General features: G+C 67.2%; 26 protein-coding genes and 2 pseudogenes. 11 read left to right on the forward strand and 17 right to left on the reverse strand.

Going from position 1 to position 25,509, the window contains the following annotated elements:
- Positions 1-92 precede the first annotated feature (92 nt).
- Positions 93-563 (forward strand): lipoprotein LpqH, encoded by a 471-nt coding sequence (locus tag GII31_RS15665; protein ID WP_213244328.1) that lies wholly within the window; start codon positions 93-95, stop codon positions 561-563.
- Between the two features lie 62 nt (positions 564-625).
- Here GII31_RS15665 and GII31_RS15670 read toward each other — a convergent pair whose 3' ends face one another.
- Positions 626-2,284 carry a tetratricopeptide repeat protein gene (locus tag GII31_RS15670; protein WP_213244329.1) on the reverse strand — a complete coding sequence of 553 codons (1,659 nt, stop codon included), beginning with the start codon at positions 2,282-2,284 and terminating at the stop codon, positions 626-628.
- A 60-nt stretch (positions 2,285-2,344) separates the two neighbouring features.
- Between GII31_RS15670 and GII31_RS15675 the strand changes: the two genes are divergently transcribed.
- From GII31_RS15675 to GII31_RS15685, 3 genes are all read left to right on the forward strand, one after another.
- Complete coding sequence (locus GII31_RS15675; RefSeq protein ID WP_213244330.1) at positions 2,345-3,682, forward strand: hypothetical protein; 1,338 nt, start codon at positions 2,345-2,347, stop codon at positions 3,680-3,682.
- Complete coding sequence (locus GII31_RS15680) at positions 3,679-4,722, forward strand: hypothetical protein (RefSeq protein ID WP_213244331.1); 1,044 nt, start codon at positions 3,679-3,681, stop codon at positions 4,720-4,722. Before GII31_RS15675 ends, GII31_RS15680 begins: the two co-directional genes overlap by 4 nt.
- A 191-nt stretch (positions 4,723-4,913) precedes the next feature.
- Complete coding sequence (locus GII31_RS15685; RefSeq protein ID WP_260840022.1) at positions 4,914-6,596, forward strand: acyl-CoA dehydrogenase family protein; 1,683 nt, start codon at positions 4,914-4,916, stop codon at positions 6,594-6,596.
- A gap of 10 nt (positions 6,597-6,606) precedes the next feature.
- Here GII31_RS15685 and GII31_RS15690 read toward each other — a convergent pair.
- Positions 6,607-6,723, reverse strand: a pseudogene (locus tag GII31_RS15690) (VOC family protein); the annotation flags it as partial.
- A 202-nt stretch (positions 6,724-6,925) separates the two neighbouring features.
- Between GII31_RS15690 and GII31_RS15695 the strand changes: the two are divergent.
- Genes GII31_RS15695 through GII31_RS15705 form a run of 3 tightly spaced genes read left to right on the forward strand, consistent with a single transcriptional unit; the run spans position 6,926 to position 9,929 of the window.
- Positions 6,926-7,489 (forward strand): ester cyclase, encoded by a 564-nt coding sequence (locus GII31_RS15695; RefSeq protein ID WP_213244333.1) that lies wholly within the window; start codon positions 6,926-6,928, stop codon positions 7,487-7,489.
- Positions 7,490-7,512: 23 nt separating this feature from the next.
- Complete coding sequence (locus tag GII31_RS15700; protein WP_213244334.1) at positions 7,513-9,126, forward strand: zinc-binding dehydrogenase; 1,614 nt, start codon at positions 7,513-7,515, stop codon at positions 9,124-9,126.
- A gap of 5 nt (positions 9,127-9,131) precedes the next feature.
- Positions 9,132-9,929, forward strand: a complete 798-nt coding sequence (locus GII31_RS15705; protein ID WP_213244335.1) for an MBL fold metallo-hydrolase — start codon at positions 9,132-9,134, stop codon at positions 9,927-9,929.
- A gap of 12 nt (positions 9,930-9,941) precedes the next feature.
- Here the strand turns inward: GII31_RS15705 and GII31_RS15710 are convergent, their stop codons facing one another.
- The 8 genes and pseudogenes from GII31_RS15710 to GII31_RS15740 form a co-directional block, all read right to left on the reverse strand.
- The gene (locus GII31_RS15710; protein WP_246221903.1) at positions 9,942-10,631 is read right to left on the reverse strand and encodes a TetR/AcrR family transcriptional regulator C-terminal domain-containing protein; all 690 of its coding nucleotides are present in this window, start codon (positions 10,629-10,631) and stop codon (positions 9,942-9,944) included.
- A 166-nt stretch (positions 10,632-10,797) separates the two neighbouring features.
- The gene (locus tag GII31_RS15715; protein ID WP_213244337.1) at positions 10,798-10,950 is read right to left on the reverse strand and encodes a hypothetical protein; all 153 of its coding nucleotides are present in this window, start codon (positions 10,948-10,950) and stop codon (positions 10,798-10,800) included.
- Between the two features lie 38 nt (positions 10,951-10,988).
- Positions 10,989-11,243 (reverse strand): annotated as a pseudogene (locus tag GII31_RS22635) (hypothetical protein); the annotation flags it as partial.
- A 316-nt stretch (positions 11,244-11,559) separates the two neighbouring features.
- Entirely contained in the window at positions 11,560-11,895 is a 336-nt protein-coding gene (locus tag GII31_RS15720; protein ID WP_213244338.1) for a HigA family addiction module antitoxin, read from the reverse strand.
- A complete protein-coding gene (locus tag GII31_RS15725; RefSeq protein WP_213244339.1) occupies positions 11,855-12,136 on the reverse strand; it encodes a type II toxin-antitoxin system RelE/ParE family toxin in 282 nt (93 codons plus the stop codon). The genes GII31_RS15720 and GII31_RS15725 overlap by 41 nt, the downstream gene beginning before the upstream one ends.
- Before the next feature lie 33 nt (positions 12,137-12,169).
- Positions 12,170-13,249, reverse strand: a complete 1,080-nt coding sequence (gene ychF, locus GII31_RS15730) for a redox-regulated ATPase YchF (RefSeq protein WP_260840023.1) — start codon at positions 13,247-13,249, stop codon at positions 12,170-12,172.
- Between the two features lie 6 nt (positions 13,250-13,255).
- Positions 13,256-14,530, reverse strand: a complete 1,275-nt coding sequence (locus tag GII31_RS15735) for an AI-2E family transporter (protein ID WP_246221905.1) — start codon at positions 14,528-14,530, stop codon at positions 13,256-13,258.
- Between the two features lie 99 nt (positions 14,531-14,629).
- Entirely contained in the window at positions 14,630-14,914 is a 285-nt protein-coding gene (locus GII31_RS15740) for a hypothetical protein (protein WP_213244349.1), read from the reverse strand.
- Positions 14,915-15,004: 90 nt separating this feature from the next.
- On the opposite strand from GII31_RS15740, the gene GII31_RS15745 reads away from it, so the two are divergent.
- Both GII31_RS15745 and GII31_RS15750 read left to right on the forward strand, forming a co-directional pair.
- A complete protein-coding gene (locus tag GII31_RS15745) occupies positions 15,005-16,219 on the forward strand; it encodes a DNA recombination protein RmuC (RefSeq protein WP_213244350.1) in 1,215 nt (404 codons plus the stop codon).
- A gap of 60 nt (positions 16,220-16,279) precedes the next feature.
- Positions 16,280-17,146: a DUF6542 domain-containing protein gene (locus GII31_RS15750; protein WP_213244351.1), complete on the forward strand. Its 867-nt coding sequence runs from the start codon at positions 16,280-16,282 to the stop codon at positions 17,144-17,146.
- A 49-nt stretch (positions 17,147-17,195) separates the two neighbouring features.
- On the opposite strand, the gene GII31_RS15755 is transcribed toward GII31_RS15750, so the two are convergent.
- The 5 genes from GII31_RS15755 to trhO form a co-directional block, all read right to left on the reverse strand.
- Positions 17,196-17,753, reverse strand: a complete 558-nt coding sequence (locus tag GII31_RS15755) for a nucleosidase (RefSeq protein WP_213250558.1) — start codon at positions 17,751-17,753, stop codon at positions 17,196-17,198.
- Positions 17,754-18,058: 305 nt separating this feature from the next.
- Positions 18,059-18,940 carry an SDR family oxidoreductase gene (locus tag GII31_RS15760; protein WP_260840024.1) on the reverse strand — a complete coding sequence of 294 codons (882 nt, stop codon included), beginning with the start codon at positions 18,938-18,940 and terminating at the stop codon, positions 18,059-18,061.
- A gap of 100 nt (positions 18,941-19,040) precedes the next feature.
- Positions 19,041-20,168 carry an N-acetylmuramoyl-L-alanine amidase gene (locus GII31_RS15765; protein ID WP_213244353.1) on the reverse strand — a complete coding sequence of 376 codons (1,128 nt, stop codon included), beginning with the start codon at positions 20,166-20,168 and terminating at the stop codon, positions 19,041-19,043.
- 141 nt (positions 20,169-20,309) lie between these two features.
- Positions 20,310-21,416, reverse strand: coding sequence for a CobW family GTP-binding protein (locus GII31_RS15770; RefSeq protein ID WP_407649986.1), 1,107 nt, complete (start codon positions 21,414-21,416; stop codon positions 20,310-20,312).
- Positions 21,374-22,249, reverse strand: coding sequence for an oxygen-dependent tRNA uridine(34) hydroxylase TrhO (gene trhO, locus GII31_RS15775; RefSeq protein WP_213244355.1), 876 nt, complete (start codon positions 22,247-22,249; stop codon positions 21,374-21,376). The genes GII31_RS15770 and trhO overlap by 43 nt, the downstream gene beginning before the upstream one ends.
- Position 22,250: 1 nt before the next feature.
- Here trhO and GII31_RS15780 point away from each other — a divergent pair, with 1 nt between their 5' ends.
- The gene (locus tag GII31_RS15780; protein ID WP_213244356.1) at positions 22,251-23,042 is read left to right on the forward strand and encodes a hypothetical protein; all 792 of its coding nucleotides are present in this window, start codon (positions 22,251-22,253) and stop codon (positions 23,040-23,042) included.
- A 228-nt stretch (positions 23,043-23,270) separates the two neighbouring features.
- Positions 23,271-23,609: a histone-like nucleoid-structuring protein Lsr2 gene (locus GII31_RS15785; RefSeq protein WP_213244357.1), complete on the forward strand. Its 339-nt coding sequence runs from the start codon at positions 23,271-23,273 to the stop codon at positions 23,607-23,609.
- A gap of 72 nt (positions 23,610-23,681) precedes the next feature.
- Here GII31_RS15785 and GII31_RS15790 read toward each other — a convergent pair whose 3' ends face one another.
- Together GII31_RS15790 and GII31_RS15795 are read right to left on the reverse strand one after the other, a co-directional pair.
- Positions 23,682-24,485, reverse strand: coding sequence for an ABC transporter permease (locus tag GII31_RS15790; protein WP_213244358.1), 804 nt, complete (start codon positions 24,483-24,485; stop codon positions 23,682-23,684).
- A complete protein-coding gene (locus GII31_RS15795; protein ID WP_213244359.1) occupies positions 24,482-25,396 on the reverse strand; it encodes an ABC transporter ATP-binding protein in 915 nt (304 codons plus the stop codon). Before GII31_RS15795 ends, GII31_RS15790 begins: the two co-directional genes overlap by 4 nt.
- Positions 25,397-25,509 lie beyond the last annotated feature (113 nt).

Here is a 25,509-nt window from a genome sequence, read left to right on the forward strand (position 1 = left end):
GCCCACCAGCGCCGCCGGTCCCGGACGAAAGACCGGGCCGCACCGCTCTCCCCGGAGCGGGTGCCGGATACGAACAACCTCAGGAGAACATCATGCGCAAGATCCAGTCCCTCATCGTCAGCATCGCCGCCATCAGCCTGATGGGCGCCATGAGCGCCTGTTCGGACGACGACACATCGGCATCCCCGGACGCCGTCAAGTCCGGTGGCCAGGCATCGGTGACCGTCGAGGGCAAGGCGCTCGATCTCGGATCGACGACCGTCGTCTGCACCGAGCAGGCCGGAAAGTGGGTGATCGCGATCGGCGACGGCACCGCCGCGGGCGCGGGCACCGGGGTCGGCGCGACCCTGACCACCGGCGACAACCCACAGGTCGAGACGGTGGGTCTGGGCTCGGCCGGCGGCCAGGTGCTCGGCTGGGTCAAGGGCACCCCGGGCGGTGAGGCCACGGCCACCAAGGACGGCAAGAAGTACATGATCTCCGGAAATGTGACCGCCGTCGACACCGCGAACCCGACCGCGCCGTCGAAGAAGTCCTTCGAGATCAAGGTCACCTGCCCGTGATGTCCGGCCACGCCGCGGCGGACCGTCCGGTACCGGGCCGAGCCCGGCGGCGGTCACCGCGGCTACCAGGTTGCCACCGCGTCGCGGTCGTCGACGAGGCCGAATCGCGTACGCGCGACGTCGAACGCCTCGGTGAGCACGACCGCGGACGGGGTCAGCAGCAGCGGCGGCGGTGCGGTCGCCACCAGTGACGGGGTGCCGCCGGCCGCCGGTGCCGGGCCGTCACCGATCATCAGGTCGGCGAGATCGGGGCGGCCGGGGACATCACCGTCGGCGCCGCCGGATCCGGCACTGCCCAACTGCTCGCGGCCCGTCTGCTCGCGCGGCGTGCGGGTACCGGAGTCCCCGATGTCCCGCACGCCGCGAGTCGGTATGAAGAATGCTGCCGCACTGCGCAACTCGACGAGTTCGGCGATGACGTCGCCGGCCCCCAACCGGGCGGCCACGACGAAGGCCAGCGCGAACGCCTCCGTGCCACGTTCGGCCGCGAAGTGCCGGCGTTGCGCGTGACGGGAGGAGGAGAAGCTCGCATGGTGCAGGTATACGGCGGCCGCCAGGACGGTCGCCAGCGCCGCCCGCAACGCGGGCCGGTTGACGGCGGTCGCCTCACGAAAGAACTGCTCGGCGTACCGCACCCCCGTCAGGTCGCACACCGCCGCCATCGTCGGCCGATTGTGTGCCAGAGCCAGATCGGCGGCCTGCGCGACCAGACCGACGGCCTCCTCGTGCCACGCCTGCGCCGTCACCGGATCCACTTCGGTCAGCGCACAATCCTGCGTCGCACCCGACAGTTGCACGAGCGCGGCCACCAGTGTCATCGGGGCGCCCTCCTCGGCCCTGATCCGCTCGACCACGACCAGATAATGTTCGCGCGCACCCAGCGGGTCACGCCGGTGCACACCGAAACCCAGAGCCTTCAACGATTCCGACCGATGGTGCGGCTCAAGGAAATCAGCGTGTTCCTTCGCCGATTCGGCGTATTCGCCGAACAGTTCGGCGGCACGCTCCACATCTTTGCGGCCCATGGCGATGTAGCCGCGCACATGTGCCAGCGCGGCCCCGGACTGCACGTCGTCCACAACCGCCTCAGCCCGGTCCGCCACCCGAGAGGCCTCGTCGTAGTCACCGATCGCGGCATGTGCCTGAGCCAGATTGACCAGCGCGACCCCGAGCGCGGCCGGATTGTGCGCCGCGCACTCATCGACGGCCTCGGTGGCATAACGCAGTGCCCGCGACCATTGTTCACGTTCGGAGGCAATGGCCGCGACAGTGCACAGGGTGGCCGCCCGATGGCGGCCAGCGTTGCCGGTGCGCGAAGCCAGATCCAATGCGACGACGCACTCGGCGTCGGCGCCGTCGATGTCGCCGATCGCCTGCAACGCCTGACTGCGGTTGAGCCGCACACCCCATTCCTGCTCGTCGAGTCTGCGCTGGTCGGCCTCGGCGACATCGACGACACGCGCGGCACCGATCAGTTCCAGGCAGCGGTCCAAATGTCCGAGCGCCCCGCTCACATCGCCGGCATTCAGGCTGATCACGTGATCGATGTTGGCCACCCGGAGTCGGGCGTCGATCCGCGAGCGGGGGTCGGTGATGGTCGTTGCGACGGTCCGCGCCTGTTCCAGGGTCGCCGACCACTGCGGGTCGCCGGCCTGCAACTGTCCGGCCAGGATCTCCACCAGCCGGCGCACCCGCACGGCCTCGTCATCGAGTTCGACCATGGGTTCACGGTAGATTCTGCGGGACAGTTGTGCACGCACCGCAGCAGAAGGCCGATACCCGTGACCGCTCCCCGTCCGCGCACCGCGGTGATCGACGAGGCATGGCGCACGGCCGTCGCCGACACCGTCATCGGGACCGGCACCGATCCACTGTCGGTGATGACGGGCCGGGACGGCGGACCGCTCGCGCGCACGGTGAAGTGCCTCCTCGACCCGCTGGTGCTGCGGATTCGTGCGAATCCGGCGCTGGGCAGGCCACTGCTCGAGGCCGACAGCCAGGGCGAGGTGGCCGTGCTGATCGCCGAGGCCACACCGCGTATCGCCGATGCCGCGCGCTGGTTCGCCGAGCTCAAGGCATGCCGCCGAGCGGCCGGGATCACCGGTGGCAACATCCAGGAGCAGTACTTTCCGCGTGCGTTCGAGCTCGCGGTCGCCTTCGGTCCGCCGGGTCCCGACGCCCGGGCCGTCGCCGCGGAGATGATCGACGACATCCACCGCCCCGGCGAAGGCCGATCGGTCGACGATCTCGCCGCCCACCTCGACCGTCAGCACGCCGACCTCGACGCCCAGCTGGACCGGGTGTGGGCCGCCGCGCCCACCGGGGACCAGGCCCCACCCGCAGGGACCGAGACGGCAGCCCTGCTGGACGCGTTGCTGAACGGTTCGGCGACCACCGCCGAGCGTGACGCGCACTGGGATCGGCTGGCCGGGTCAGGGCTCGCGGCCCGGATCGGACTCGCCGTCTTCACGCCGGGGTCGACGATCGCCGACCTGCTCGATTCCTGCGGGGTGACGATCGTCGAAGTCGTTGACGTGCCGACGCTCTCGGCACAATCACCACCCACGAGGCCGTCGCTGCGGGGCTCGGGTGAGGAGCGTCCGCTGGACAGATCGATCGCATCCCGGGTGAGCACCACCCTGCGCCGGTCCCGCGACCGCGGCGACCTGCCCGCCATCGGCGAACTTGTCGACGACGAGATCGTGCGCTCACGGGCCCCGTGGGCGCTGGATGGAGCGGTGTGGCAGGCGGCGATGCTGGTGGGTGTCGTGGTCGCGGCGCAACTGCGCCCGCTGGCCCCGCAGTCGTGCGTGCATGCCTTCGCCGACACAATGTCCCGGCGGCTGGCGACGCAGGCGCATATCGCCTACACCCGTCGGTATCTGCTGTCGCAGCCGCCGGCCTGCGCAGGTCTCGCCGACGACCTGGCGGTGTTCTGGCGACCGTATATGAACCGGCTATGGGTCCGCCTGCACGGCCGGTCGGTGACCGAATCACACGTGGGTACAGCTGAATTCGATTCGGTCGCACTGCTGGATCTGCTGGAGGGAATCGCCCGATCGGTCAGCTACGATCAGCGTTCACGTATCCGTTCGGCCATCGAGAGGACGGGCCGATGAGGATCTCCTCCGCCCCCGCGGCGCCGGCGACGCCCTGGTCGGCGCTCGTTCTGGAGGTGGCCGGAGGCACGTTCACCTGGGACCTGCACCAACCTCGCGACGCCGCCCCGCATCTGCAGCTGTGGGCAGCCGGCGACGCCGACTGGTTGTGGCGGATCGTCGGCGAATCGGCGCACGTGGACACGCTGACGGCGCCGGCCACCCGCCGCGACACCGACGTCGAGGTGACCGGTCCCCGCGAACTCGCCCTGCTGCACCGGCTGGCGTGGGGTCACTGGCTGCGCCGCTGGTGGCCGACGAGCATCAGGGACGGCATCGACCCCCTGCCCGCCGTGGTGCTCGACGCGGAGGTAGCCGTCCTCACCACCGATTGCGAGATGTACTTCGACGGCACCGCTTTCGACGGTGACCCGCGCGCGGCGCTCGGCGGGCACAGTGACGCCGACATCGCGGCACTGGCGCGACATCCCCGGCCGGACGTGCGCAACCTGCATCGGCTACTACTCGACCTGGACGCCGAAGAACCGGAACCGATGTCGATCCCGTCCGGCAATGCCGACGACTATGCCCTGGCCGCCGGCCCGGGCAGGTCCGCCGGACCGGGTACGGGCATAGCCCACGGACGGGCGTCACTGCCGTGGGAGTCGGTGCCGGCGCACACCTTCGACGCCGCCGAGAACACGATCAGCTGGTCGGTGGACGCCGCGCCCGAGGTGGTCGCCCAGATCCGGATCGAGCTGCTGCCCGGCCGGACGGCCGAACCGGTACAGGTGGCGGTGTCGCTGCCCGAACCCGAACTCCACGCGCGCGCGACACTGGATCCGACCGGAACCATCCCGATCCCGTTGCCGCTCAACGCAGCACAGGCATGGCGTACGGACTGGTCGGCGCTGGTTGTTGCGGTGGGCGGAGTCGACGCCCGCGATTCGCGCACCTCACGCGAGCGGGTACGCGCACTGGTGCGCGAGCGCATCGACGGCAACGGTGAACCGGCCGGCCTGTTCGTCGCCGAACAGATCGTCGCCGACAACTCGTACTGAGGCGCCCGCGAACCCACCCGGGGTGAACACCGGCGATCCGGGACCGCAATACCGTCACGACCGGCAGTGAGGGGCCTTGACCGGCAGGGATCAGGGGCATACTGTCTGCCATACAAACCTGTGCGTCATACATGCATACCGGCGCAGGGAGCCGGGCGGGTGCGGGCGGCACGCCGAGGAGAAGGTGATCGATGACCGCCACCAGTCCCGTCACACATCCGCGACCCCACCCTACGCACGAGGTGTTCAACCAACCGGAACCGCGTGTAAACGTCAACGAGTACGACCTGAATCCTGTTCTTGCCGAGGCGGTTACCCGTCACGACGCAGGCTGGGCCGACGACGAACTGCGGCAGGTAGGCGCCCTGGTCGGCTCCGCCCGGTTCCAGCAGGACGCGGCGCTCGCGAACATCCACACGCCCGAATTGCGCGCCTTCGACCGGTGGGGACACCGGATCGATGATGTCGACTACCATCCGGCGTATCACCGGATCATCTCCGCCGCGGTCGCCCACGGCGCGCACACCCGCTGCTGGGACGATCCGCGGCCCGGTTCACATGTGGCGCGGGCCGCGATCTTCCTGCTGTTCGGCCAGATCGAACCCGGTCACGCCTGCCCGGTGTCGATGACCCATGCGGTGATCCCGTCGCTGGAGCTGCAGCCGGACGTGGCCGCGTTGTGGGTACCGAAAGCGCTCTCGCGCAGCTATTCCCCCGACCTGAGCGCCGACAAGCAATCGGCGATCTTCGGAATGTCGATGACGGAGAAGCAGGGCGGGTCCGATGTTCGCGCCAACACCACCGTCGCCCGGCCGGTGGGCGCCGGTGGCCCGGGGGCCGAGTATCTGCTGACCGGTCACAAATGGTTCTGCTCGGCACCCATGTCGGATGCGTTCCTGGTCCTGGCCCAGGCGGAAGGTCCTGGCGGCGAAGGACTCTCCTGCTTCCTGCTGCCCCGGGTACTGCCCGACGGCACCCGCAATGTGTTCCGCATCCAGCGGTTGAAGGACAAGCTGGGCAACAAGTCGAACGCATCGAGCGAGATCGAACTCGACGGTACCGTCGCGGTGATGATCGGCGAGCCCGGTCGCGGGGTGCGCACCATCATCGAGATGGTCTCCCAGACCCGCCTCGACTGTGTGCTCGGCAGCACCGCCGGCATGCGCCAGTCGGTGGCCGAGGCGCTGTGGCATACCCGCCACCGCACCGCATTCGGCGCCATGCTCGCCGATCAGCCGGCGATGACCGCGGTGCTCGCCGATCTGGCACTCGAATCGGAGGCCGCGACCGTCACCGCCATGCGGCTGGCCCGCGCCCACGACGAGGACGCCGGTGATGCCGAACGCGCCTTCCGCCGGCTGGCCACCGCCGTCGCCAAGTACTGGATCTGCAAGCGCGGACCGCATCACTCCTACGAGGCACTGGAATGCCTGGGCGGTAACGGATACACCGAGGCCTTCCCGCTGGCGATGCGCTACCGCGAGCAGCCGGTGATGGCGGTGTGGGAGGGTTCGGGCAATGTGATCGCCCTCGATGTGCTGCGCGCCATGACCCGCGAACCGGAGTCGGTGGCCGCCTTCGACACCGAGGTCAACCTCGCGCGCGGCACACACCCCGTTCTCGACGGCCACCTGGATCGGCTACGCCGCGAGCTCACCGAACTGGCCGGACTCGATGCCGCCGCGGCGCAACGCCGCGCCCGACGGACCGTCGAGTCGATGGCGCTGGCGCTGGAGGCCTCACTGCTGGTGCGGTTCTCCCCCACCGCGGTGTCCGAGGCATTCATCGCCGCCCGGCTCGGCGACGACCGTGGCTTCGAATACGGCACGCTGCCGGTGGGTACCGACCTGCAGACCATCCTCGCCCGCCACTGACGGCCACCGCCCGCGCGGCGATCTCGAGCACCCTGTCGAGATCGTCGACGGAAATGGCCACGCGATGCATGCCGGTCTCGTTGGGCAGCGTCGGAGGCGTCTCGATCGCCGCCGGATAGATGTACTCCTCGACAAATCCACGCCGTGGATATATTGTCGACGGCGCAACAAATAACCCACGTCGTGGATTAATCAAGGAGTCACGACGGGGTTTCCACTGGCTGATGTCGCTGACTTGCCGTACCCCGACCTTCATTCACGGTTCGATCAGCCACACCGCCCGGCCTCACCCCGGTCAACAGCCCCGAACGCATCAAGGAGGCCCCTCCGTGACCGACCGATTCACTCTTCCTTCGGAAGATGTTCTCCGCGCCCGCGAGAAGCTCGTCCTGGACCACTTCCATGACGAGGTGATACAGGATTGGGACGCGACCCTCTCGACGTTCCCGCATCCGCACTACGAGTTGATCGCTCAGATGATCGTGCACGACGGTGATCAGGAAGTGCGTGACTACTACAACGACACTCGCGCGGCCTTCCCGGACCAGGACCACGAAATCATCGCCTTCCGGCACAGCCATGACGCTGTCATCGTCGAGTTCTGGCTCTTGGGCACGCACAAGGGGTATCTGGGCAAGATCCCGCCGACCGGCAGCAAGCACCGGACCCGCATGACCGCGTACTTCGTGTTCGACGAGGACGAGCACCTGATCATCGAGCGCATCTACTTCGACCAGCTCACCATCCTCAAGCAGCTCATCGGCGGCCTGGACAAGTCCAGCCCGAAAGACCTCGCCACACTCGCCGGTGTGCTCAAGGGCGCGCTTGCCATGGCCGGCTCCCAGCCCGACCCCAGGCTGATGACCACGACTCCGCCCGACTTCACCGACTGACCCCACTGTGGAAGGAACCGAAGATGACCACCACGAGAACTGACACCATGCGCGCACTGATCGGCGGCAAGGGCGACGATTGGACCCTTGAACAGGTCGATCTGCCCGAGCAGCTGGGCGCCTTGCGTATTCAGGTGCACGCCGCAGGCCTCAACCGTGCCGACCTGTACGCCCTGGAAGGCTCATACACCGCCAACTCCCAGGAGGACGGCCCGTTCACCGCGGGCATGGAGATCGCCGGCATCGTCGAACGCAGCAGCCCCCTCGCCCCGCACTTGCCGGCCGGCACCCGGGTCATGGGCATCACCACCGGAGGATTCGCCGACTACGCGCTGGGCCACCCCCGACTAATGGTGCCTATCCCCGACGGCCTCTCCTTCGAGGAAGCCGCCACTGTGCCGGTGGGCCTGATCACCGAGCATGACGCCCTCGTCACCCAGGCCGGATTCGCCGCCGGAAACAGTGTCCTCGTCGTCGGCGGCACCAGCTCCATCGGCCTGATCGGCATCCAACTGGCCAAAGCCCTGGGCGCGGGCAAGGTCATCGCGACGACCACCAGCCCCGACAAGCGCCAGGTCCTCCTCGACGCCGGCGCAGACGCCGCAGTCGACACCAGCAACGAAGACCTCATCGAGGCGGTCCTGGCCGCCACCGACGGCGCCGGCGCCGACATCACCCTCGACCACGTCGGCGGCACCCAGTTCGGGTCGCTGCCGAACGCCACCGCGATCGGTGGCCGCATCGTGAGCATCGGGCGCCTGGCCGGACCGGCCACCAACCTCAACCTGGACACCGTCGCCTTCCGACGTCAAAAGCTGATCGGTACGACGTTCAGCATCCGGACCCGTACCGAACTCGGCGAGGTCGTCGCCGCCCTGGCCGACCAGGCTCTGCCCGCAGTCGCCGAAGGCACGGTAACGGGCCGTCTCGACAGCGTGTACACACCGGAGGACGCCGCAAGAGCGGCGGAGAAGCTGCGCGCCAACGGCGCCACCGGCAAGATCGTCCTCTCCTTCGCCGAGGCCCATACCGGCGCCGCACCCGCGCCGGTACCGGTGGCCAACTTCTTCGGCTCCATCCGCCAGATCGGTTACGTCGTCAAGGACATCGAGGCGTCGATGGCGAGGTTCGTCCAGTCGGGTATCGGGCCCTGGTTCTACCTCAAGGACGTCAAGCCCGGCGACTTCACCTACCGCGGACAGCCGTCAGAGATGGCGATGGACGTGGCCGTGGCCAACAGCGGCGACATCCAGATCGAGTTGATCACCCCCACCAACGACGCGCCCTCGATGTACAAGGACTTCCTCGACGCGGGGAACGAAGGAGTTCAGCACGTCGCATACTGGTCGGAGAACTACCAAGACCTCTACGACCGCGCCCTGGCCGCGGGATTCACCGTCGGGCAAGAGGGTCGTATCGGCGGCGACGACGGCCGCTTCGCCTACCTGGCCACCGAAACCCATCCCGGGACCGTCATCGAAATCAGCGACCTCGGCGGCACCAAAGCATTCGTCTTCGGTCTGATCAAGATGGCCGCCGAGGGCTGGGACGGATCCAATCCCATCCAGGAGATCGATCCGGCGCTGATCGGCGGAGACCCCGAAGTAGCGGCCGCACTGCTCGCCGAGTTGGGATAGGCACTATGAAAGTCCATCACCTCAATTGCGGCACCATGCGCCCATGGGGCGTACCCAGCGGACTGGTCTGCCATGTCCTGCTTGTTGAAACCCCCTCGGGGCTGGCGTTGGTCGATACCGGCCTGGGCCTGGGCTACGGCCGCGCACCCGGAAAGCTGTTCGGGCCGTCCCGGTTCTACGTCCGCCCGGTCTTCGACGAGGCCGAAGCCGCGATCAACCAGATCCGCGCACTCGGGTTCGATCCGCATGACGTACGCGACATCATCCTGACCCACTTCGACGCCGACCACGTCGGAGGACTCGCCGACTTTCCCTGGGCGCGAGTCCATCTCACCGGAGACGAAGCCACGGCAGCACTCGCCCCGCGGACGGTCACCGAGAAGGCACGCTACCTACCGGCCCAGCGCGACCACCACCCCGACCTGGTTCGCCACCATCCCGAGGTCGGCGACCAATGGCACGGCTTCGCCACCGCCACCGAACTGACCGAGGTCGCCGACGGAGTCGTTCTGCTGGCCCTGCCGGGCCACAGTCGCGGTCACGCCGCAGTCGCGGTCGACGCCGGCGACGACCGCTGGATCCTGCACGCCGGCGACTCGTTCTACCACCACGGGCAGATCGACGGACACAGCAGAGCGCCGATCGCTCTCACCGGAATGGAGCGCGTCATCGCCTACGACTGGCCGAAAGTCCGCGACAACCACCACCGTTTGGCCGAACTGTGGGCATCGGGCGATCCTGGCCTGCAGATCGTCAACGCCCATGACCCGGCGCTCCTCCGAGCAGTGCGGAACACCGCATGACGATCGCTCTGCTCAGCGCTGGTTCTGCCCCTTCGGCGCACGATGAACCACGGCATCCAGCGCCAACTCAACCGCGTACTCGAATTCCTTGTCCGCATCGAATCTCGCCAGGTGAGAAGCGGCAGCGGTCACCGCGGGCAGCTCACTGGCCTCAAGGACAGCCGTACGCTCCGCGATACCAGCGGCATCCTCTGACCCGTAGGTCGGTCCCGCATTGACCTCGCGCAGGAGCGTGCCTATCAACGCGGCGAGCACAACTCGAAGAAGATGGACCGACTCCTCTACGTCGAAGCCCGCGTCGCGCAGGATTCTCAGTACCGCCTCAATGGGCGCAAGGCCCTCGAAAGAGGACAGCTGGCGGGTGAGGACCAGTGACGCCGCCTCCGGGTGCGACAGGGCCCGGGCTCGGAACGCGTAAGCGATCGCTCTCAAGTCGGTCGTCAGATCACCCGTCGGTTCGGGGAGGTCGAGAGTGCTCAGAAGCGCCTCGGCTACGGCATCCAGAAGGCCTTCCTTACCGTCGACGTGGTTGTAGAGACTCTTGGGGTCGACGCCGAGGACCCGGCCCACGGCACGCATGCTGACGCCGCCGACGCCCGCTGTGTCGATCACCTGGAAGGTCGCGCCGACGATAGTCTCCCTCGACAACACTGACGCACCCTTCGGCGGCCGACCTCGACGTGCACCTGCCGCGTTCTTCACAACGTCGATTGTGCCATAAATCCACATAGTGGGTATTTTCTGGGCGAGTCTCTCCGAATCATCAGTGACATAACGACTTCCGTCAGTAACGCTTTACATTAGAGTGGAACTCGACCACGTTCCGCACAAAGAACCATGTGCGCGACGTTCAGGTAGGGACTGGCGTTCAGAGTCGGTCGATGCGCATCACATGCAGCCGATCCTCGTAGGTGTAGGAACGGGCACCGGTCATGAGCATGATGCCTCCGATAAACCTCTCCCCCAGCAGGTCACGGAGCTGGGCCCGAGCACGGAACTCCTTCCCGGGGGCTTGCCCCACGCGAGGAGACGCACGATCAGGAAGAGATCCTCAAGAAGCCGGAGATGATTCTCAGCGGTGGGCCTGCTGACGCCCAGCTTCTCAGCCGCCGTTGTCGCGTTCAGCAGCTGACCGGTCGGCGCCGCAACATACCCGAGGCGGTCCGCCAGCGCCTGACGCTCGCGGATCCTGCTCAGTTCGACAGCATCGCGCTCGACGGACGCTAGGACGAAGTCGTCGAACCACCCGTGCCCTGGCCGGACCTGATCGCCGCAGCGCGAGAGGCAACCCACCGGAGCACACGCGATCGACATACTCAGCTCGCGTCGCCGTCGACGACGGGTCGGTGCTCACGACAGCACCAGCATCCGCTGAGAGCGTCTCGAGCAGGTTCTCCCGAGCTCCCTCGAGCTCCCCTTGGGGACGTGAGCGAATGGAGGCACCGTTGACCTGCCCACCGACCGTGGACCATGCAGCGCCATCACCGGCTCGATCTGCACCTGCCCCGCCAAGATCTCACTGAGACGGCGGGGAACACATCCGTTCAGTTCCATTCCCTCGAATCAGCAGACATGAGGGCTTGAACTTGACGAACATGAGCAACCCAACCCGGCGAACGTGAAGCCGCACTCACGCGACCTCCAACGGCGTGATCGCGGCGACGGCATCCCGCAACACACGGCGCTTGAGTCGCAGCTCGTAATTCGCCTGCAGGTTCATCCAGAACTCCTCGGACGTCCCGAAATAGCGCGCCAGGCGAATCGCCGTGTCGGCCGTGATCCCCCGCTTGCCGTGCACGATCTCGTTGATCCGCCGCGGCGGCACACCGACCGAGACCGCGAGCTTGTTCTGCGTGATCCCGAAGCCCTCGATGAAGTCCTCCATCAGGATCTCTCCCGGGTGAATGGGCTCGATCAGGTCGGCCTCAGTGGTAGTCGACGAGTTCGACATCTTCCGCACCTCCATCTGTCCAGACGAAGCAGATCCGCCACTGCGCGTTGACTCGAATGCTGTGCTGCCCGCGACGGTCGCCGACAAGCTGCTCCAACCGGTTGCCCGGCGGGATCCTGAGGTCCTCAACAGCCTTCGCCGCATGGATCAGTTCGAGTTTCCGCAGCGTCGCTCGCTGCACGACCCGATCAACGCCCGTGACGTACTGCTCGTGCCAGATGCGCTCGGTGTCCTTGCTCCCGAACGACCTGATCACTCGACCAGTATATAACGGAGATCGTCAGTAACGCTATACGTTAAATCTAAATTCCACGACGTCGCCGTCTTTCATGACGTAGTCCTTGCCTTCCATGCGAACCTTGCCCGCGGCTTTGGCGGCGGCCATGGTGCCGTTGGCGTCGAGGTCGTCGAAGGAGACGATTTCGGCTTTGATAAAGCCCTTTTCGAAGTCGGTGTGGATGACACCTGCGGCCTTGGGGGCGGTGTCGCCCTGGTTGATCGTCCAGGCACGGGCCTCTTTGGGACCGGCGGTGAGATAGGTCTGCAGACCCAGGGTGTGGAAGCCGGCGCGGGCGAGGGAGCGCAGGCCTGGTTCGTCCTGGCCGATGGAGTCGAGGAGTTCCTGGGCGTCCTCCTCGTCGAGTTCGAGGAGTTCGCTTTCGACCTTGGCGTCGAGGAACACGCCGTCAGCGGGGGCGACGGCCGCCAGCAGTTCCTTCTTCTTGTCGGCGTCGGTGAGCACCGATTCGTCGGCGTTGAAGACGTACAGGAACGGCTTGGCGGTCATCAGATGCAGGTCGCGCACCGACGACAGATCGAACGAATCGTGCTGGGAGAACAGGGTCTTACCCGAGTTCAGCAGTTCCTGTGCCTGCTTGGCGGCGGCGAGGCTCTCGGCCAGATCCTTGTTCTTCTTCGCCTCCTTCTCCAACCGCGGGATCGCCTTCTCCAGCGTCTGCAGGTCGGCGAGGATCAGTTCGGTCTCGATGACCTCGATGTCGGCGAGCGGATCAACACGGCCGTCGACGTGCACCACGTCGTCGTCGGCGAACACCCGCACCACCTGACAGATGGCGTCGGCCTCACGGATGTTGGCGAGGAACTGATTGCCCATCCCCTCCCCCTCGGAGGCGCCCTTGACGATGCCGGCGATGTCGACGAACGACACCGTGGCGGGCAGTATCCGCTCCGAGCCGAAGATCTCGGCGAGCCGGGTCAACCGGGCATCGGGCAGTTCGACGACACCGATGTTCGGTTCGATCGTCGCGAACGGGTAGTTCGCGGCGAGGACGTCGTTACGGGTCAGGGCGTTGAAGAGGGTGGACTTGCCGACGTTGGGCAGACCGACGATCCCGAGGGTGAGGCTCACGAGGGGTCAGTCTATCGGGCGCGACCCGGCGTCCTCACCACCGTCCTGCTCCGATTCCGGCTTGTCGGCCGCGCCACCGGAGCCGGCGGGCACGCCCGCGCCCTCATCGTCGGAAGAAGGCTCGTCGTCGTGGCCCATCTCCGGGAGCGGAGCACCGACCGGCGGTAGTGTCTCCCCCGCCCGTTCGGCGATCTGCTCGTTGACATAACGGAACACCACGGCCAGGCACGCCGCCGCGGGCACCGCCAGGAAGGCGCCCGTGATGCCGAACATCGAGCTGCCCAGAGTGACCGCGAGCAGCACGATCACCGCGTGCAGATCCATCGACTTGGCCTGTAGCCACGGCTGCAGCACGTTCCCCTCCAACTGCTGCACTGCGATGATGATGCCCAGGACGATCAGCGCCGTCGTCAGGCCGTTGGTGACCAGTGCGATCAGCACGGCCAGCGCACCGGCGACGAACGCGCCGACGATCGGGATGAAGCCGCCGAGGAAGGTGATCACCACCAACACCCAGGCCAGCGGAACGTCGAGGATCAGCAGACCGAGACCGATGAAGAAGGCGTCGATGAAACTGACCAACGCCTGCGTGCGGATGAATCCGCCGAGGGTGTCCCACATCCTCCGCAGCACTTCGCCGATGTGGTAGCCGGCGGGACGTCCCACCGTGCGGTCGAGCCACGGCACGAACTTCGGCCCGTCCTTGAGGAAGAAGAACACCAGGACCAGCGTGGTGAACAGCGTCACGATGATCGAGGTGGCGGTGCCGACACCGGAGAACACGCCGGCGGCAATGGTGGTGGCGCTCGATTGAACCTTGTCGATGATGGTGTCGACGACGTTGTCGACCTGGTTGTCGTCGATGTTGAGTGGCGGCCCCTGCAACCAGTCGTACACCTTATTGATGCCGTCGGTGGCCTTGCTCGCCAAGTCCGGCGCCTGGTCGATGATCGTGGGCACGATGATCGCGAGGATTCCGGCAACCACCCCGAGGGCGACCAGCATCATCACCACCGCCGCGGCCGCCGGCGGCACCCGGTGGGCAACCATCCACCGGACCGGCGGCCACAGCACCGTGCACAGCACGATGGCGAACAGCACCGGCAGCAGGACCACCCAGGTTTTGCCCAATACCCAGAACAGGATCCACAGGCCGAGCGCGCACGCCGCCACCTGCAGGCTGACGACGGCCGTCGACCGCAGCCCACTCAAGAAGACGGCTGTACGAGTCGGAAATTGCCCGGATGCGGCGGCACCGCCCCCGTCGGGTGTGTCAGTCACCCTCGCATCCTCACACACTTCGGTGTCTTCCGAGCGGGACGCGCTGATCGCCGCTCACACGGTTCCGCCGAACAGTCGAATTCAACCGAATTCCGGCGATCAGGCGGGATCGGCGTGCCGGGCACGCCGACGACGCCCGAACCACCCTTCGATGGCCCGGGCCAGTTGTGTGATGGCCTCGAGTTCGAGACAGGTCGCCGAAACGGTCACTCCGTCGGGGCGTGGGGCCGGTGCCGTCCGGTGCTCCTCGCGCCGGACCTCGGCGTCGACGGCGTCGGCACCGTAGAGCCCGGCGAGAACATCGAGCGCCCATCGCGGGTATTCCGACAGGGGTACGTCTCCGGCTCCCGGATCGGTGCCGCCCAGACGAAATGGTGTGCTCATGCACTCATTAATACACCAGATATGATCTGCATCACCAACGTGGCGGCAACGTGGGACCGATTGTCGTAGCCACCGGGCATCATGTGACCCATGAGTCTCGCCGCCGTCGTGTTGACCGCCATCGCGCTGTTGGTGGGTTTCGCGCTGGGCTGGACCACCCGCGCCGCCCGCGGCGGGGCCGAACTGGCCGCCGCCCGCGCCGAGGCCGCCGCCCTGCGGTCGTCGCACGAGATGGCCGCGGGCGCCCTCGCCGCGGCGTCCGAGGACGCCGCGCGCAGACAATCCGCTGCCATCGGATCGGCGGTGGGACATCTGGTCGATCCGCTACGCAGCACCCTCAACCAGCTCGGCGAAGAGTTGCGCCGCGTCGAACACGGCCGCATCAACGCCTACGCCGGTCTGACCGAGCAGGTCCGGGGCATGCACCAGACCTCGCACCGGCTGCAGGACCAGACCCGCGCGCTGACCAACGCTCTGCACACCCCGCATGTCCGGGGCCGCTGGGGTGAGGTCCAGCTCGAGCGCGTCGTCGAGTTGTCCGGCATGAGCAGGCACTGCGACTTCTCCACGCAGGTCTCGCGCGCGGGCAGCCGCGGCGACGATCCGTCCGGGGTCCGGCCCGACATGGTGGTACATCTGCCGGGGGGCCGCAACATCGTCATCGACTCCAAGGTGCCACTGCACGCTTACCTGGAGGCGGCCGCCGACACCGACCCCGATGCGATCGCCGATGCCCTGACGGCGCACGCCCGGGCGCTGCGCGGGCATATCAAACAACTCTCGTCGAAGGCGTACTGGTCCTCCTTCGACAACACTCCCGAGCTGGTCGTCTTGTTCCTGCCCAGCGACCCGGTGCTCGACGCCGCCGCCCGCGCCGATCCGGATCTGATCGAGTACGCGTTCGGCCTGAACGTGGTGCCGGCTACACCGGCGACATTGATGACGCTGCTGCGTACCGTCGCCCTGTCGTGGCGTACCGATGCGATGGCGCAGGATGCGGCCACGATCCACCGGCTCGGCGTCGAACTCCATCAGCGGATCGACAGTGTGCTCAGTCACATCGACCGGGTCGGGGTGTCGCTACGTCGCGCGGTCGAGTCGTACAACTCGGTGATCGGCGTCATCGATACCCGAGTCGCGGTCACCGCGCGCAAGCTGGCCGATCTCGATGCTCTCGGTGACCTGGCCGAACCCACCACACCGGCGGAGGTGGACGCGGTGCCCAGATCGGCCGCGCCGGAGCGCGCCGACGACGACGACACCGTCCGCCCCATGATCCCCGGGAGTCGTACCCAGCAACACTGATCGGAAGACACCTGCACAGCGGTACGGCGCATCGGGCTCCATTACCGGTACCGTCTAAATGTGTTTTCTGCGCAACGAACCGCATCGGCGGTGCCCGCCGATGAACAGTCGGTGTTGCCCGCCATGCGCGGTGTTCCCTGGTGGGGAGCGGTTCTGATCGCCGTCGCGGTCACCGCGGTGGGCGCGGGTATCGACGCCCGCAGCACCAGCGAACTCGGCGGGACGTTCAGGTTCTGCTTCCTGGTCGGATGTGTCGCCGCGGCCCTGCTGGTGCGCCGACGGGCCCTGTTCACCGCTGCCGCGCAACCTCCGCTGGTCGCCTTCGGCGTGGGCATCATCACCCTGTACACGGCCAACACCGACGAATCGGCGGCAAGCCTCAAGAGCCTGATCCTGCAGGTCCTCCTGCCGATCGCGGATGTGTTCCCGTGGCTGGCGTTCACTTTCCTGGTGACGTTGGCCCTGGTCGTCGGCCGCTGGTACATCACCAGAGAAGCCGAACCCGACTCGTCCACGCCGCGCACCGCCGACTCGACCACCAGGCGCAAGCACACCCGACCACCCCGGACAACCGACTCCGCGGGCACGACCACCCGACAGGCCCGCCGGGGCGATCCGGACCGGGGCGATCCGAACCGGGGTGATCGGGAACCGCCGTCGTCCGGTGAGCAGACGGTGATCACCCCCTCGGAGCGAAGCCGGACACGCCGGACACGGCCGCCCGGTCAGGCCGGCGAATCCGGGGCGTCCCGTACCGCCCGTACCGGCCAGCCGGCTCACGCCGCTCCGGCCCACACCGCCGCCGGTGGTCAGCGGCGGGCGACGGCCGGACAGGTGTCACGGGCCGCCGCCCAATCCTTCATTCCCGGTGCGCCCGCCGCCGAGCGCACCGAGGCGTTCGAGACACCGCCGACCGACCTCACCTGATCGGGCGGGCACCCGATCAAGTGAGGCCGAGTGTGCACCGGATCACCGGTCAGGACAGTTCGGCGCGCACCCAGTCCCCCAGGTCCCGTGCGGCCCGGTCGACCAGCTGCGGCCAGTCGAGTGCCTTCTCGTCGGCACTGTCGCTGACCACCTTCACCAACGTCACCGGAATCTCGAACGCGGCGCCGACGTGCGCGACGGCGCAGCCCTCCATGTCGACCAGATCCGCGCGGACGGCGAGCGCCTGCCGGTGAACGGGATCGGCGACGAAGGTGTCACCGGTGGCGAGCACGGTGCCGTCGCCGCCGTCCAGGTTCCAGCTGTCGACCACCGGATACCCCATGGCCTGCAGCGCCTCGCTGCTGATGTCGTGTTCGATGACCGTCGACGGCAGGAACAGACCTGCGTGGTGATCATGCAGCGCTCCGGCGGTGCCGATGTTGACGATGCGGCGGGTCGGCGCGCCGGCCGCGAGCTCGCGGGTCACGGCGACGGCCGCGGCGACCTTGCCGATACCGGTGATCAGCAGGCGTGCGTCGTCGGGAACGTAGCGGGCCTCTGATCGGGTGGCGGACACGAGCAGGATTCCGGGATCGAGTACGGTCACGCCGCCTATGCTGCCATTGCGGCGTTGGCCCGCGCAGCCCGGCCGAGCGCGGTGCCCGTAGCCGGGTCCGTGACCGACGGCATGGACGGCGCGCGGATGCAGCCGGTGCAGCGGCACCCGATCGCGGCGGCACCCGATCGCGGCGGCCGGCCGGATGGGGAACTCCGTCAGATAGCCGTCGAGAATATCGTCCGAAAGCCGGACGCCGACCAGTTCGAGCATCGCCAGATCGGTCTCCCGATGTCCGCCGTGCACCGAGCCGGTGCTTGCCGATCGCCTCGTCGGCGTGCGGTCTGCGCGGTGGTTTACGCTCTCGGGCGGGCCAGTGCGCTGAACCTGTTGTTGGCGATGCGCATCACCACTTCGTACGGCAGCGCGAACTTGCGCTTCCACCAGTAACCGAAGCGGGTGTCGAAAGACGTGTACACGATGAACTTGTTCTTCTCGACACCGGAGATGATCGCCGAGGCCGCCTTCTCCGGGGTGACGGCGATCTTGTGAAAGTTGTCGATCTGTTTGCGCACCTTGGGATCATTCTTGTCGACGCCGACGATGTCGACGGTTCCGACGAGCGGGGTGGCCACACCGCCCGGGCACACCACCGAGACCCCGATGTTGTGCCGACGCAGGTCCATCCGCAGCACCTCGGACACCCCGCGGATGCCGAACTTGCTGGCGCTGTAGGCGGCGTGCCAGGGCAGTGCGAGCAGCCCGGCCGCCGACGAGACATTCACCAGGTGGCCGCCCTCGCCACGCCGAACCATCTGCGGCACAAAGCTTTCGATGATGTGTATGGGCCCCATGAGGTTGACCTCGACCATCGCCCGCCAGTGCCGGTGCTCCAGGTTCTCCACGGTGCCCCACGCGGAGATGCCGGCCACGTTCATCACCACGTCCATCGTGCCGACCTGCTCATCGACCTCACGGGCGAAGGACACCACCCAGTCGTAGTCGGACACGTCCCCGGCCCGGTGCAGCGCGACCGTGCCGCCGGAGGAGGCGATCTCGGCGACTACCTCGTCGAGGTCGGCGGCGCGCAGGTCGGTGAGCACCAGCCGGGCACCGTCGCGGGCGGCGGCGAGCGCGGTCGCCCGGCCGATGCCGCTGGCCGCTCCGGTGATGAGAACCGTGCGACCACGGAGCGTGGGCACCGGCGGCTTCATGACGACGAGTTCCTTCAATGCCATAGCTTGACCTTAATCAGCGATCGGTCGGCGCTCACGCCACCCCGTTACTCGCGTGAGGTGTGCTGTGAACCCGGTGGGTCCAACGGTCGGGTCGGCGGGGTCAGATCGGCAGTTTGCCTCCCGCGAGACCGTACACGACCTCGAGCATCGCTTTGAGCACGTCGGAGAAAACGTCCGATCCGTCGGTGGTGAGGAGTTTGATGATCTCGGAGGTGTCGTCGGCGGCCATCACCTTCTCCACGAACGGCAGCACCGATCGCAGCCCGGTGAACGGGTTGTCGTCGTCGGCGGCCGGGGTGGTCGGATCGGGCGGGTTGCCCGTGCTCACCGGAGTCGTGTCGGGCGTCTTCAAGGCAGGGGTATCCATGGCAGTGGTATCCATGGCAGGGGTCTTCGACGCGGCCGTGGACACCACCTTGTTGCCCGACTTGGTGACGTACCGGGTGATGCCGTCGGTGATGGCGAGCGCGTACTTGAGCTGTCCCTCCTTGGAAGTCAGCGCCGCGGCCTCCGCCGGGTTCGACAGATTGCCCATCTCAATGAACACCACCGGCACCTTGGTGAGATTCACCGCGGCGATGTCCGATCGGGTCTGCAGGCCGTCGGTCACACCCCCGTAGTTGGCCGGCGACAGACCGGCTCCGACGAGGGCGTCCCGCATCGCGGTCGATGCGGTTCGCCCGGCCCCGGACTGCACCCGGTTGACGGTCGCGTCGGGGATCGGGAGTGTGGGCACGATGATGTGGAAGCCCTTGTTGGTGGCGTCGGCGCCGGTGGAGGTGGAGTCCGCGTGCAGACTGACCGCGACGGCCGCGCCGGACCGGCTCGCGGCCGCGGCCCGCTTGTCGACGCACCCGCCCCATCCGGTGTCGTCGGGGCGGCTGAGTACCACCTTGGCACCCTGACTTTCCAGCCCGGCCTTCACCAGCTGGGCGATCTGCCAGTTGACGGTGTGTTCGGGCACGCCGTTGACTCCGGTGGCGCCTGTGGTCTGGCAGTCTTTCTTTCCGCCTCGGCCGTCGGGCACCTGGGCGTTGAGCCGGTTCCCGGCCGCGCTGCCCTGGTGCCCCGGATCGAGGAACACGGTCTTACCGGCCAGCGACGCCGTTCGCGGGGCCGCGTGGGCGTCGGGTGCGACGAGTGTGGTCGCGGCGAGTGTCGACGCGGTGGCCGCGAACGTCACCATGGCCACGGATATGCGCTTTCGAGCGAATCGGGTGTTGTTCATGCATCTTCGGCACGACGCCGCACGGGTGTGCGGGTTCCGTGCCGCCTCCCTTCAATTGCGCAACACTGGTCACAACAGCCTCATTTGTAACAAGTGAACCAGATCTTCGCCAGAAAGGTAACTCCGCGAGAGCCTGCGGGATCAATCGTTAGGCAGCTGTGACGCCGCCGGAAGATGCCGCATGATACCCAGGATCCCGAACTCGTCGTCGAGGTCCGGGGCGGCGACCAGCCCCTCCAGCAGCGCCCTGACCCGAGCCTCGTCCAGGCCGGTGCCGATGACGACGAGGCTGCTGCCCGGTGCGGCCGGCAGCCGCCGGGAGCCCGTCCGCTCGGTGCGCACGAAGCCGCCGACGGCATGCACCCCGAACTGCTCGTCGGCTCCCGCAAGCCACACCACACCCTTGATCCGGTAGCACCCGGTGGGCGGTCGTTCGAGCACCTGCGCGAGCCTGCGCGGATCGAGGACGCCGGGCACCTGCACCGAGACCGAGTTGAACTGTTCGTGCAGGTGGCCACCGTGCCCGCACTCCGGCCCCTCGCCGCGGAGCAGTTCGTCCAGGGTCAACTGTCGCGGCACATCGGCGTCGTCGTCCGGGCGTGGCGCCGGATCGAACAGCGCCGTGCAATCGATCCGGCCGTCGGAGGTGACCACCCGTGGCGCCGTCGGATTGAGTTCGGCGACCTTTGCGAGTACCTCCGCGAGTGTCTCGCCGTCGACCAGGTCCGCCTTATTGACAACCACCAGATCGGCGATCGCGATGTGGCCGCCGATCTCGGGGTGACGCCGCACGGTGGCCGTCACGGCGGCGACGTCGACGACGTAGACCAGGCCGCCGTACCGGATCGCCCGATCGGCGATCCCGGCGATCATCTTGATCAGGGCCCGCGGTTCGGCGATGCCGCTGGCCTCCACGACGATCGCGTCCAGCCCGGCCGCCGGATCGGCCAGACCGGCCAGCGCCTGTCCCAGGCCGTCCGCATCGACGCTGCAGCACAGGCATCCGTTGCCGAAGCTGATCGTGCCCGCGCTCTGCCCGGCCACCAACAGCGCGTCGATGTTGATCGCACCGAAGTCGTTGACGATCACCCCCAGTCGCGCACCCACCGGATTGGCGAGCAGCGCGTTGAGCAGTGTCGTCTTGCCCGCACCCAGAAATCCGGCGACGATGACCACCGGGATCGCCTCCCGGTGCCGGCGCACGCTCACGAGTTCGCGGGGGCGACCGCGGTGCCCGCCGGCACGCAGTCGGGGCACACCACGCGCAGTTCGCGGCCGAGCCGATCCGGATAGTTCTCGATGTTGCTGGTGGGCGCACCGCATTCGCCGCACCGCCCGATCACCTCGGTGTGGTCGGAGAAGTCGACGGTCATCCGGTCGTCGAAGACGTACATCGATCCTTCCCACAGTCCGTCGTCACCGTAGGTTTCGCCGTATCGGACGATGCCGCCGTCGAGCTGGTAGACCTCGCCGAAACCGCGTGCCCTCATCAGCCTGGTGAGGACCTCGCAGCGCACGCCGCCGGTGCAATAGGTCACCACGGCGCGGTCCTTGAGCTCGTCGAACGCGCCGCTGTCCAGGAGTGGGACGAAGTCGCGGGTGGTCTCCACCGGCGGGACGACGGCGTTCTTGAACCGGCCGACCTGGGCCTCGATGGCGTTGCGGCCGTCGAAGAAGACCAGGTCGTCTCCTCTGTCTGCGACGAGCCGGTGCAGTTGCTCGGGTGTCAGGCGGGTGCCGCCGCCGACGACGCCGTGTTCGTCGACCTCGACCTCACCGGGCACCCCGAAGGTGACGATCTCGGGCCGGACCTTGACACTGAGCCGGGGAAAGTCGGTCCCCGTGCCGTCGGACCACTTGATGTCGGCGTCGGCGAACCGCGGGTACCGGCGGGTTGCCCTGACGTACTGTTTGACCTCGGAGATGTCGCCACCGACCGTGGCGTTGATCCCGTGGGTGGACACGATTATCCTGCCGGTGACCCCGGCGGACTCGCCGACCGCCTGCTGCCACAGCCTGATCGCCTCCGGGTCCGCCAACGGGGTGAACACGTAGAAAAGCACGATCTTAGGGGTTGCCACGGTGCCATGGTACGGACTCGGCGCACACCGGACGCGGTCGCGCCGACGGACCGCCGGATCGGGGCTCGCGATGATCGCGCCGCTGCTGATCGCCGGATGCTCACTGCTCGACGATTCGGCACCCGAGGGCATCGTGCTGCCGCCCACCGACGAATTGTCGACGTTCACCGCCCCCTCCACGACGACGGCGCCCACCTCCGAGGAGACCGGCGGCGACACCCCGGACCGGCTTCGGTCCGGGACCATCGGACGGGTCATCGCCATGGCCCCGCGGGCCGACACCGCCGACTACGGCAGAGGCGCCACATCCCCGACGGGATCGCGCGGTACGGCGTCGGGCTTCCACTTCTCCACCCCCGACCGTGAGATCAACTGCTCCACCTCGTTCGACAATCGCACACTGGTATGCCGCAACAACGACGGCGATCTCACCGGCGCACCCGGCTCCGGCGCCTCGGGCACAGACAGCGCCGGGATGACCTGCGACGGCAGCGAGAATCTGGTCACGTTGACCAGGGACGGCTCGCGGCCGGGGTTGTGCGACGCCGGCACGGAGGTCAACCTTCTGTATCGCAGTACCGTGCTGCCCTACGGCACCACGATCACGATGTCGCGGATTTCGTGTCTGGCCGATGTGTCGGGTCTATATTGCCTCGAATCGAGGTCCAATAGCGGTTTCATGATCACCGACAAGCAATTCGCCGTGATCTACGCCTCCGATCCCGCGCCGAAATCGATGCTTACGGAAGACGACCCGGACATCAGTACGATGCCGACCGGCCCGACGGGATAGAAACCTTACATTTTCCTGTGAATAGTGGCGTATGTTTCGGTATCGACCTCGATTCGCTATGGCAGGAATTCGACCCACGCGCATTCGGGACCATCTGATCACAAACCCGCGGACATCAGCCGAACTATAGGTTCCCACTCGCTGTTGTATGCTTGTTTCACCCTTTCGGTCGACAGGCTCGACCGATATCGACATGTCACGACTTGGCAATCACGAACGGAGCGCAGAATGGCAAAGAAGGAAGTGATCCAGGTCATTGATGATCTGGACGGCGCGGCTCTCGACGAATACGAAACCATCGAGTGGAGCCTCGACGGCAAGTCGTACGAGTTCGACACCTCAGCCGAGCACGCCGAAGAGTTCCGGGACACGCTCGCCACCTATGTCGCCATTTCCCGGCCGACCTCACCGGCCCGCGCGTCTCATCGTGGCACCGCGGTCAAAGGTGTGCGAAGCAAAGAACAGACCCAGGCCATCCGGGAATGGGCACAGGACAACGGCTACGAGGTCAGTGATCGAGGCCGGATCGCCCACTTCATCATCGAGGCGTACGAGGCCGCGCACTGACGTCCGGAACGCACAGCGGTGCGTGCGGGCCGGTTTCGACAACCGGGCCGCACGCACCTTCCCACAGCACGATCACTTGATCTCGGTACGCAGAATCCGCATGATGCCCAGCGTCAGTGGAATGCCGATCCAGACTATGCCCGAGACGATCAGGCGCAGCCATTCCCCGCCGCCGACCCAGTCACCCGACTGGAACGGAACCTGCGTGAGCGACGAATCGATCCACTCGCCCACGCTGTCCCGGAACGAGGGCAACAGCTCGTTCACGATGCTCAGCGCGGTCGGCAGTGCGAAGTAGCCGACAATCGCTCCCGGCGTGTTCAGGATGAGCGCCGCGAACGCGAAGCCGAGCAACAGATTGAAGATCTGAATGACGAACGAATTGACGATGCCGGCCACAGGCATCGACCACGCGCCGGCCGGATCGGAATAGACGACTCCGGCAATGACGTTGCCGACCGCCCCGAGCACCAGACTGAGTGCGACGGCACCCACCGCGGCGATGAAGGCGGCGGCGAGTTTGGCAAGTACCACCCGTTCCCGTCGCGGTTCCATCGCGAATGTGGTGAGCGCCGTCCGCTGACTCCATTCGCCGGTGACCAGCAGAATCGCCATCACCGGCAGGATGATCGCGGTGGGAATGTTCATCAGGCCGAAGAACTCGCCGAAGTTCAGGTTCTCGGGATTGTTCCGGTTGCCCGCCAGGATGCCGATCATCACGGCCAGCGAAATGATTCCGATCGAGGCGATCAACCAGAAGCCGGCACGGGTGTCGACGAGTTTTCGCAACTCGACCCGGACGAGTCTGTCCAACGGGATTCCCGGACGGTGCACACCGCTGCCGGTGGGTGTGGTTCCGGTGGGTGTGGTTGTCATGGCCGAGCCCCTTGGGTGGTTGTGCTCTCCCGCGCCGTGGCCGCGGTGAGATCGAGAAACATCTGCTCCAGGTTGGCCCCGTCACCGGGACGCAGTTCGACAAGTGGTATCTGGACACGGGCGGCGAGCCTGCCGATGACCTCGGGCGCGACGTCGGCGAGAAAGCCACCCTCGGCGACCGGCCGCGCGACAATACCGGCCGCCGTCATCGCCCGTAGCAGCGCGTCGTCATCGAGCGAACGCACCCGGGTTCCATTACCGGCGAGCAGTTCCTCCTTGGTGCCCTGCGCCACGATGCGACCGTGCCCGATCACGACGAGGTCATCGGCGATGATCTCGATCTCGTGCAGCAGGTGCGAGGACAGCAGCACCGTTCCTCCGCGGTCGGCGTAGTCGCGCAGCAGGGTCCGCATCCAGTGGATACCGGCCGGGTCCAGACCGTTCGCGGGTTCGTCGAGGATCAGGATCCGAGGGTTGCCGAGCAGCGCGTTGGCGATTCCCAGACGCTGGCGCATACCGAGCGAATAGTTGCGCACCCGGCGCCCGGACTCCTCCGGGGTGAGACTGACCATGTCCAGCATCTCCTCGACGCGGCCCTTGCCGACGCCCAGGGTCATCGCGCTCAGCCGGAGAATCTCGGCGCCGGTGCGCCCGGCGTGCTGCGCGGACGCGTCCAGCAGAACCCCGACCTCGGTGGCCGGGTTGGGCATGTCCCGGTAGGCGGTGCCGTCGACCGTGGCAGTTCCGGAGGTGGCGGGTGTGAGACCGGCGATGATGCGCATCGTGGTCGACTTCCCGGCACCGTTGGGTCCGAGGAATCCGGTGACCCGTCCCGGTTTCGACGTGAACGACACGTCATCGACCGCGACGTAGTCGCCGTATCTCTTGGTGAGGTGTTCGACAGTGATCATGGTCTCCATCCTCGTCCGGCCCGGCACCGCGCACATCGGGCGGCGGTACGAATCGGGCATCGGCCGAAAGTCGGATTCCACCCCGATACTTGTGGTCGAGGTTTCCACCGGAA

Origin of the sequence: Gordonia pseudamarae (genome assembly GCF_025273675.1) — a bacterium.
GTDB classification, from domain to species: Bacteria; Actinomycetota; Actinomycetes; order Mycobacteriales; family Mycobacteriaceae; genus Gordonia; species Gordonia pseudamarae.

Coding starts and splice junctions, on each gene's coding strand:
- GII31_RS15760 (WP_260840024.1), bottom strand. CDS start 18,940: ATGGCATTGAAGGAACTCGTCGTCATGAAGCCGCCGGTGCCCACGCTC.
- GII31_RS15700 (WP_213244334.1), top strand. CDS start 7,513: ATGACCACCACGAGAACTGACACCATGCGCGCACTGATCGGCGGCAAG.
- GII31_RS15685 (WP_260840022.1), top strand. CDS start 4,914: ATGACCGCCACCAGTCCCGTCACACATCCGCGACCCCACCCTACGCAC.
- GII31_RS15705 (WP_213244335.1), top strand. CDS start 9,132: ATGAAAGTCCATCACCTCAATTGCGGCACCATGCGCCCATGGGGCGTA.
- GII31_RS15665 (WP_213244328.1), top strand. CDS start 93: ATGCGCAAGATCCAGTCCCTCATCGTCAGCATCGCCGCCATCAGCCTG.
- GII31_RS15790 (WP_213244358.1), bottom strand. CDS start 24,485: ATGACAACCACACCCACCGGAACCACACCCACCGGCAGCGGTGTGCAC.
- GII31_RS15680 (WP_213244331.1), top strand. CDS start 3,679: ATGAGGATCTCCTCCGCCCCCGCGGCGCCGGCGACGCCCTGGTCGGCG.
- GII31_RS15765 (WP_213244353.1), bottom strand. CDS start 20,168: ATGAACAACACCCGATTCGCTCGAAAGCGCATATCCGTGGCCATGGTG.
- GII31_RS15795 (WP_213244359.1), bottom strand. CDS start 25,396: ATGATCACTGTCGAACACCTCACCAAGAGATACGGCGACTACGTCGCG.
- GII31_RS15745 (WP_213244350.1), top strand. CDS start 15,005: ATGAGTCTCGCCGCCGTCGTGTTGACCGCCATCGCGCTGTTGGTGGGT.
- GII31_RS15740 (WP_213244349.1), bottom strand. CDS start 14,914: ATGAGCACACCATTTCGTCTGGGCGGCACCGATCCGGGAGCCGGAGAC.
- GII31_RS15720 (WP_213244338.1), bottom strand. CDS start 11,895: ATGGAGGTGCGGAAGATGTCGAACTCGTCGACTACCACTGAGGCCGAC.
- GII31_RS15670 (WP_213244329.1), bottom strand. CDS start 2,284: ATGGTCGAACTCGATGACGAGGCCGTGCGGGTGCGCCGGCTGGTGGAG.
- GII31_RS15785 (WP_213244357.1), top strand. CDS start 23,271: ATGGCAAAGAAGGAAGTGATCCAGGTCATTGATGATCTGGACGGCGCG.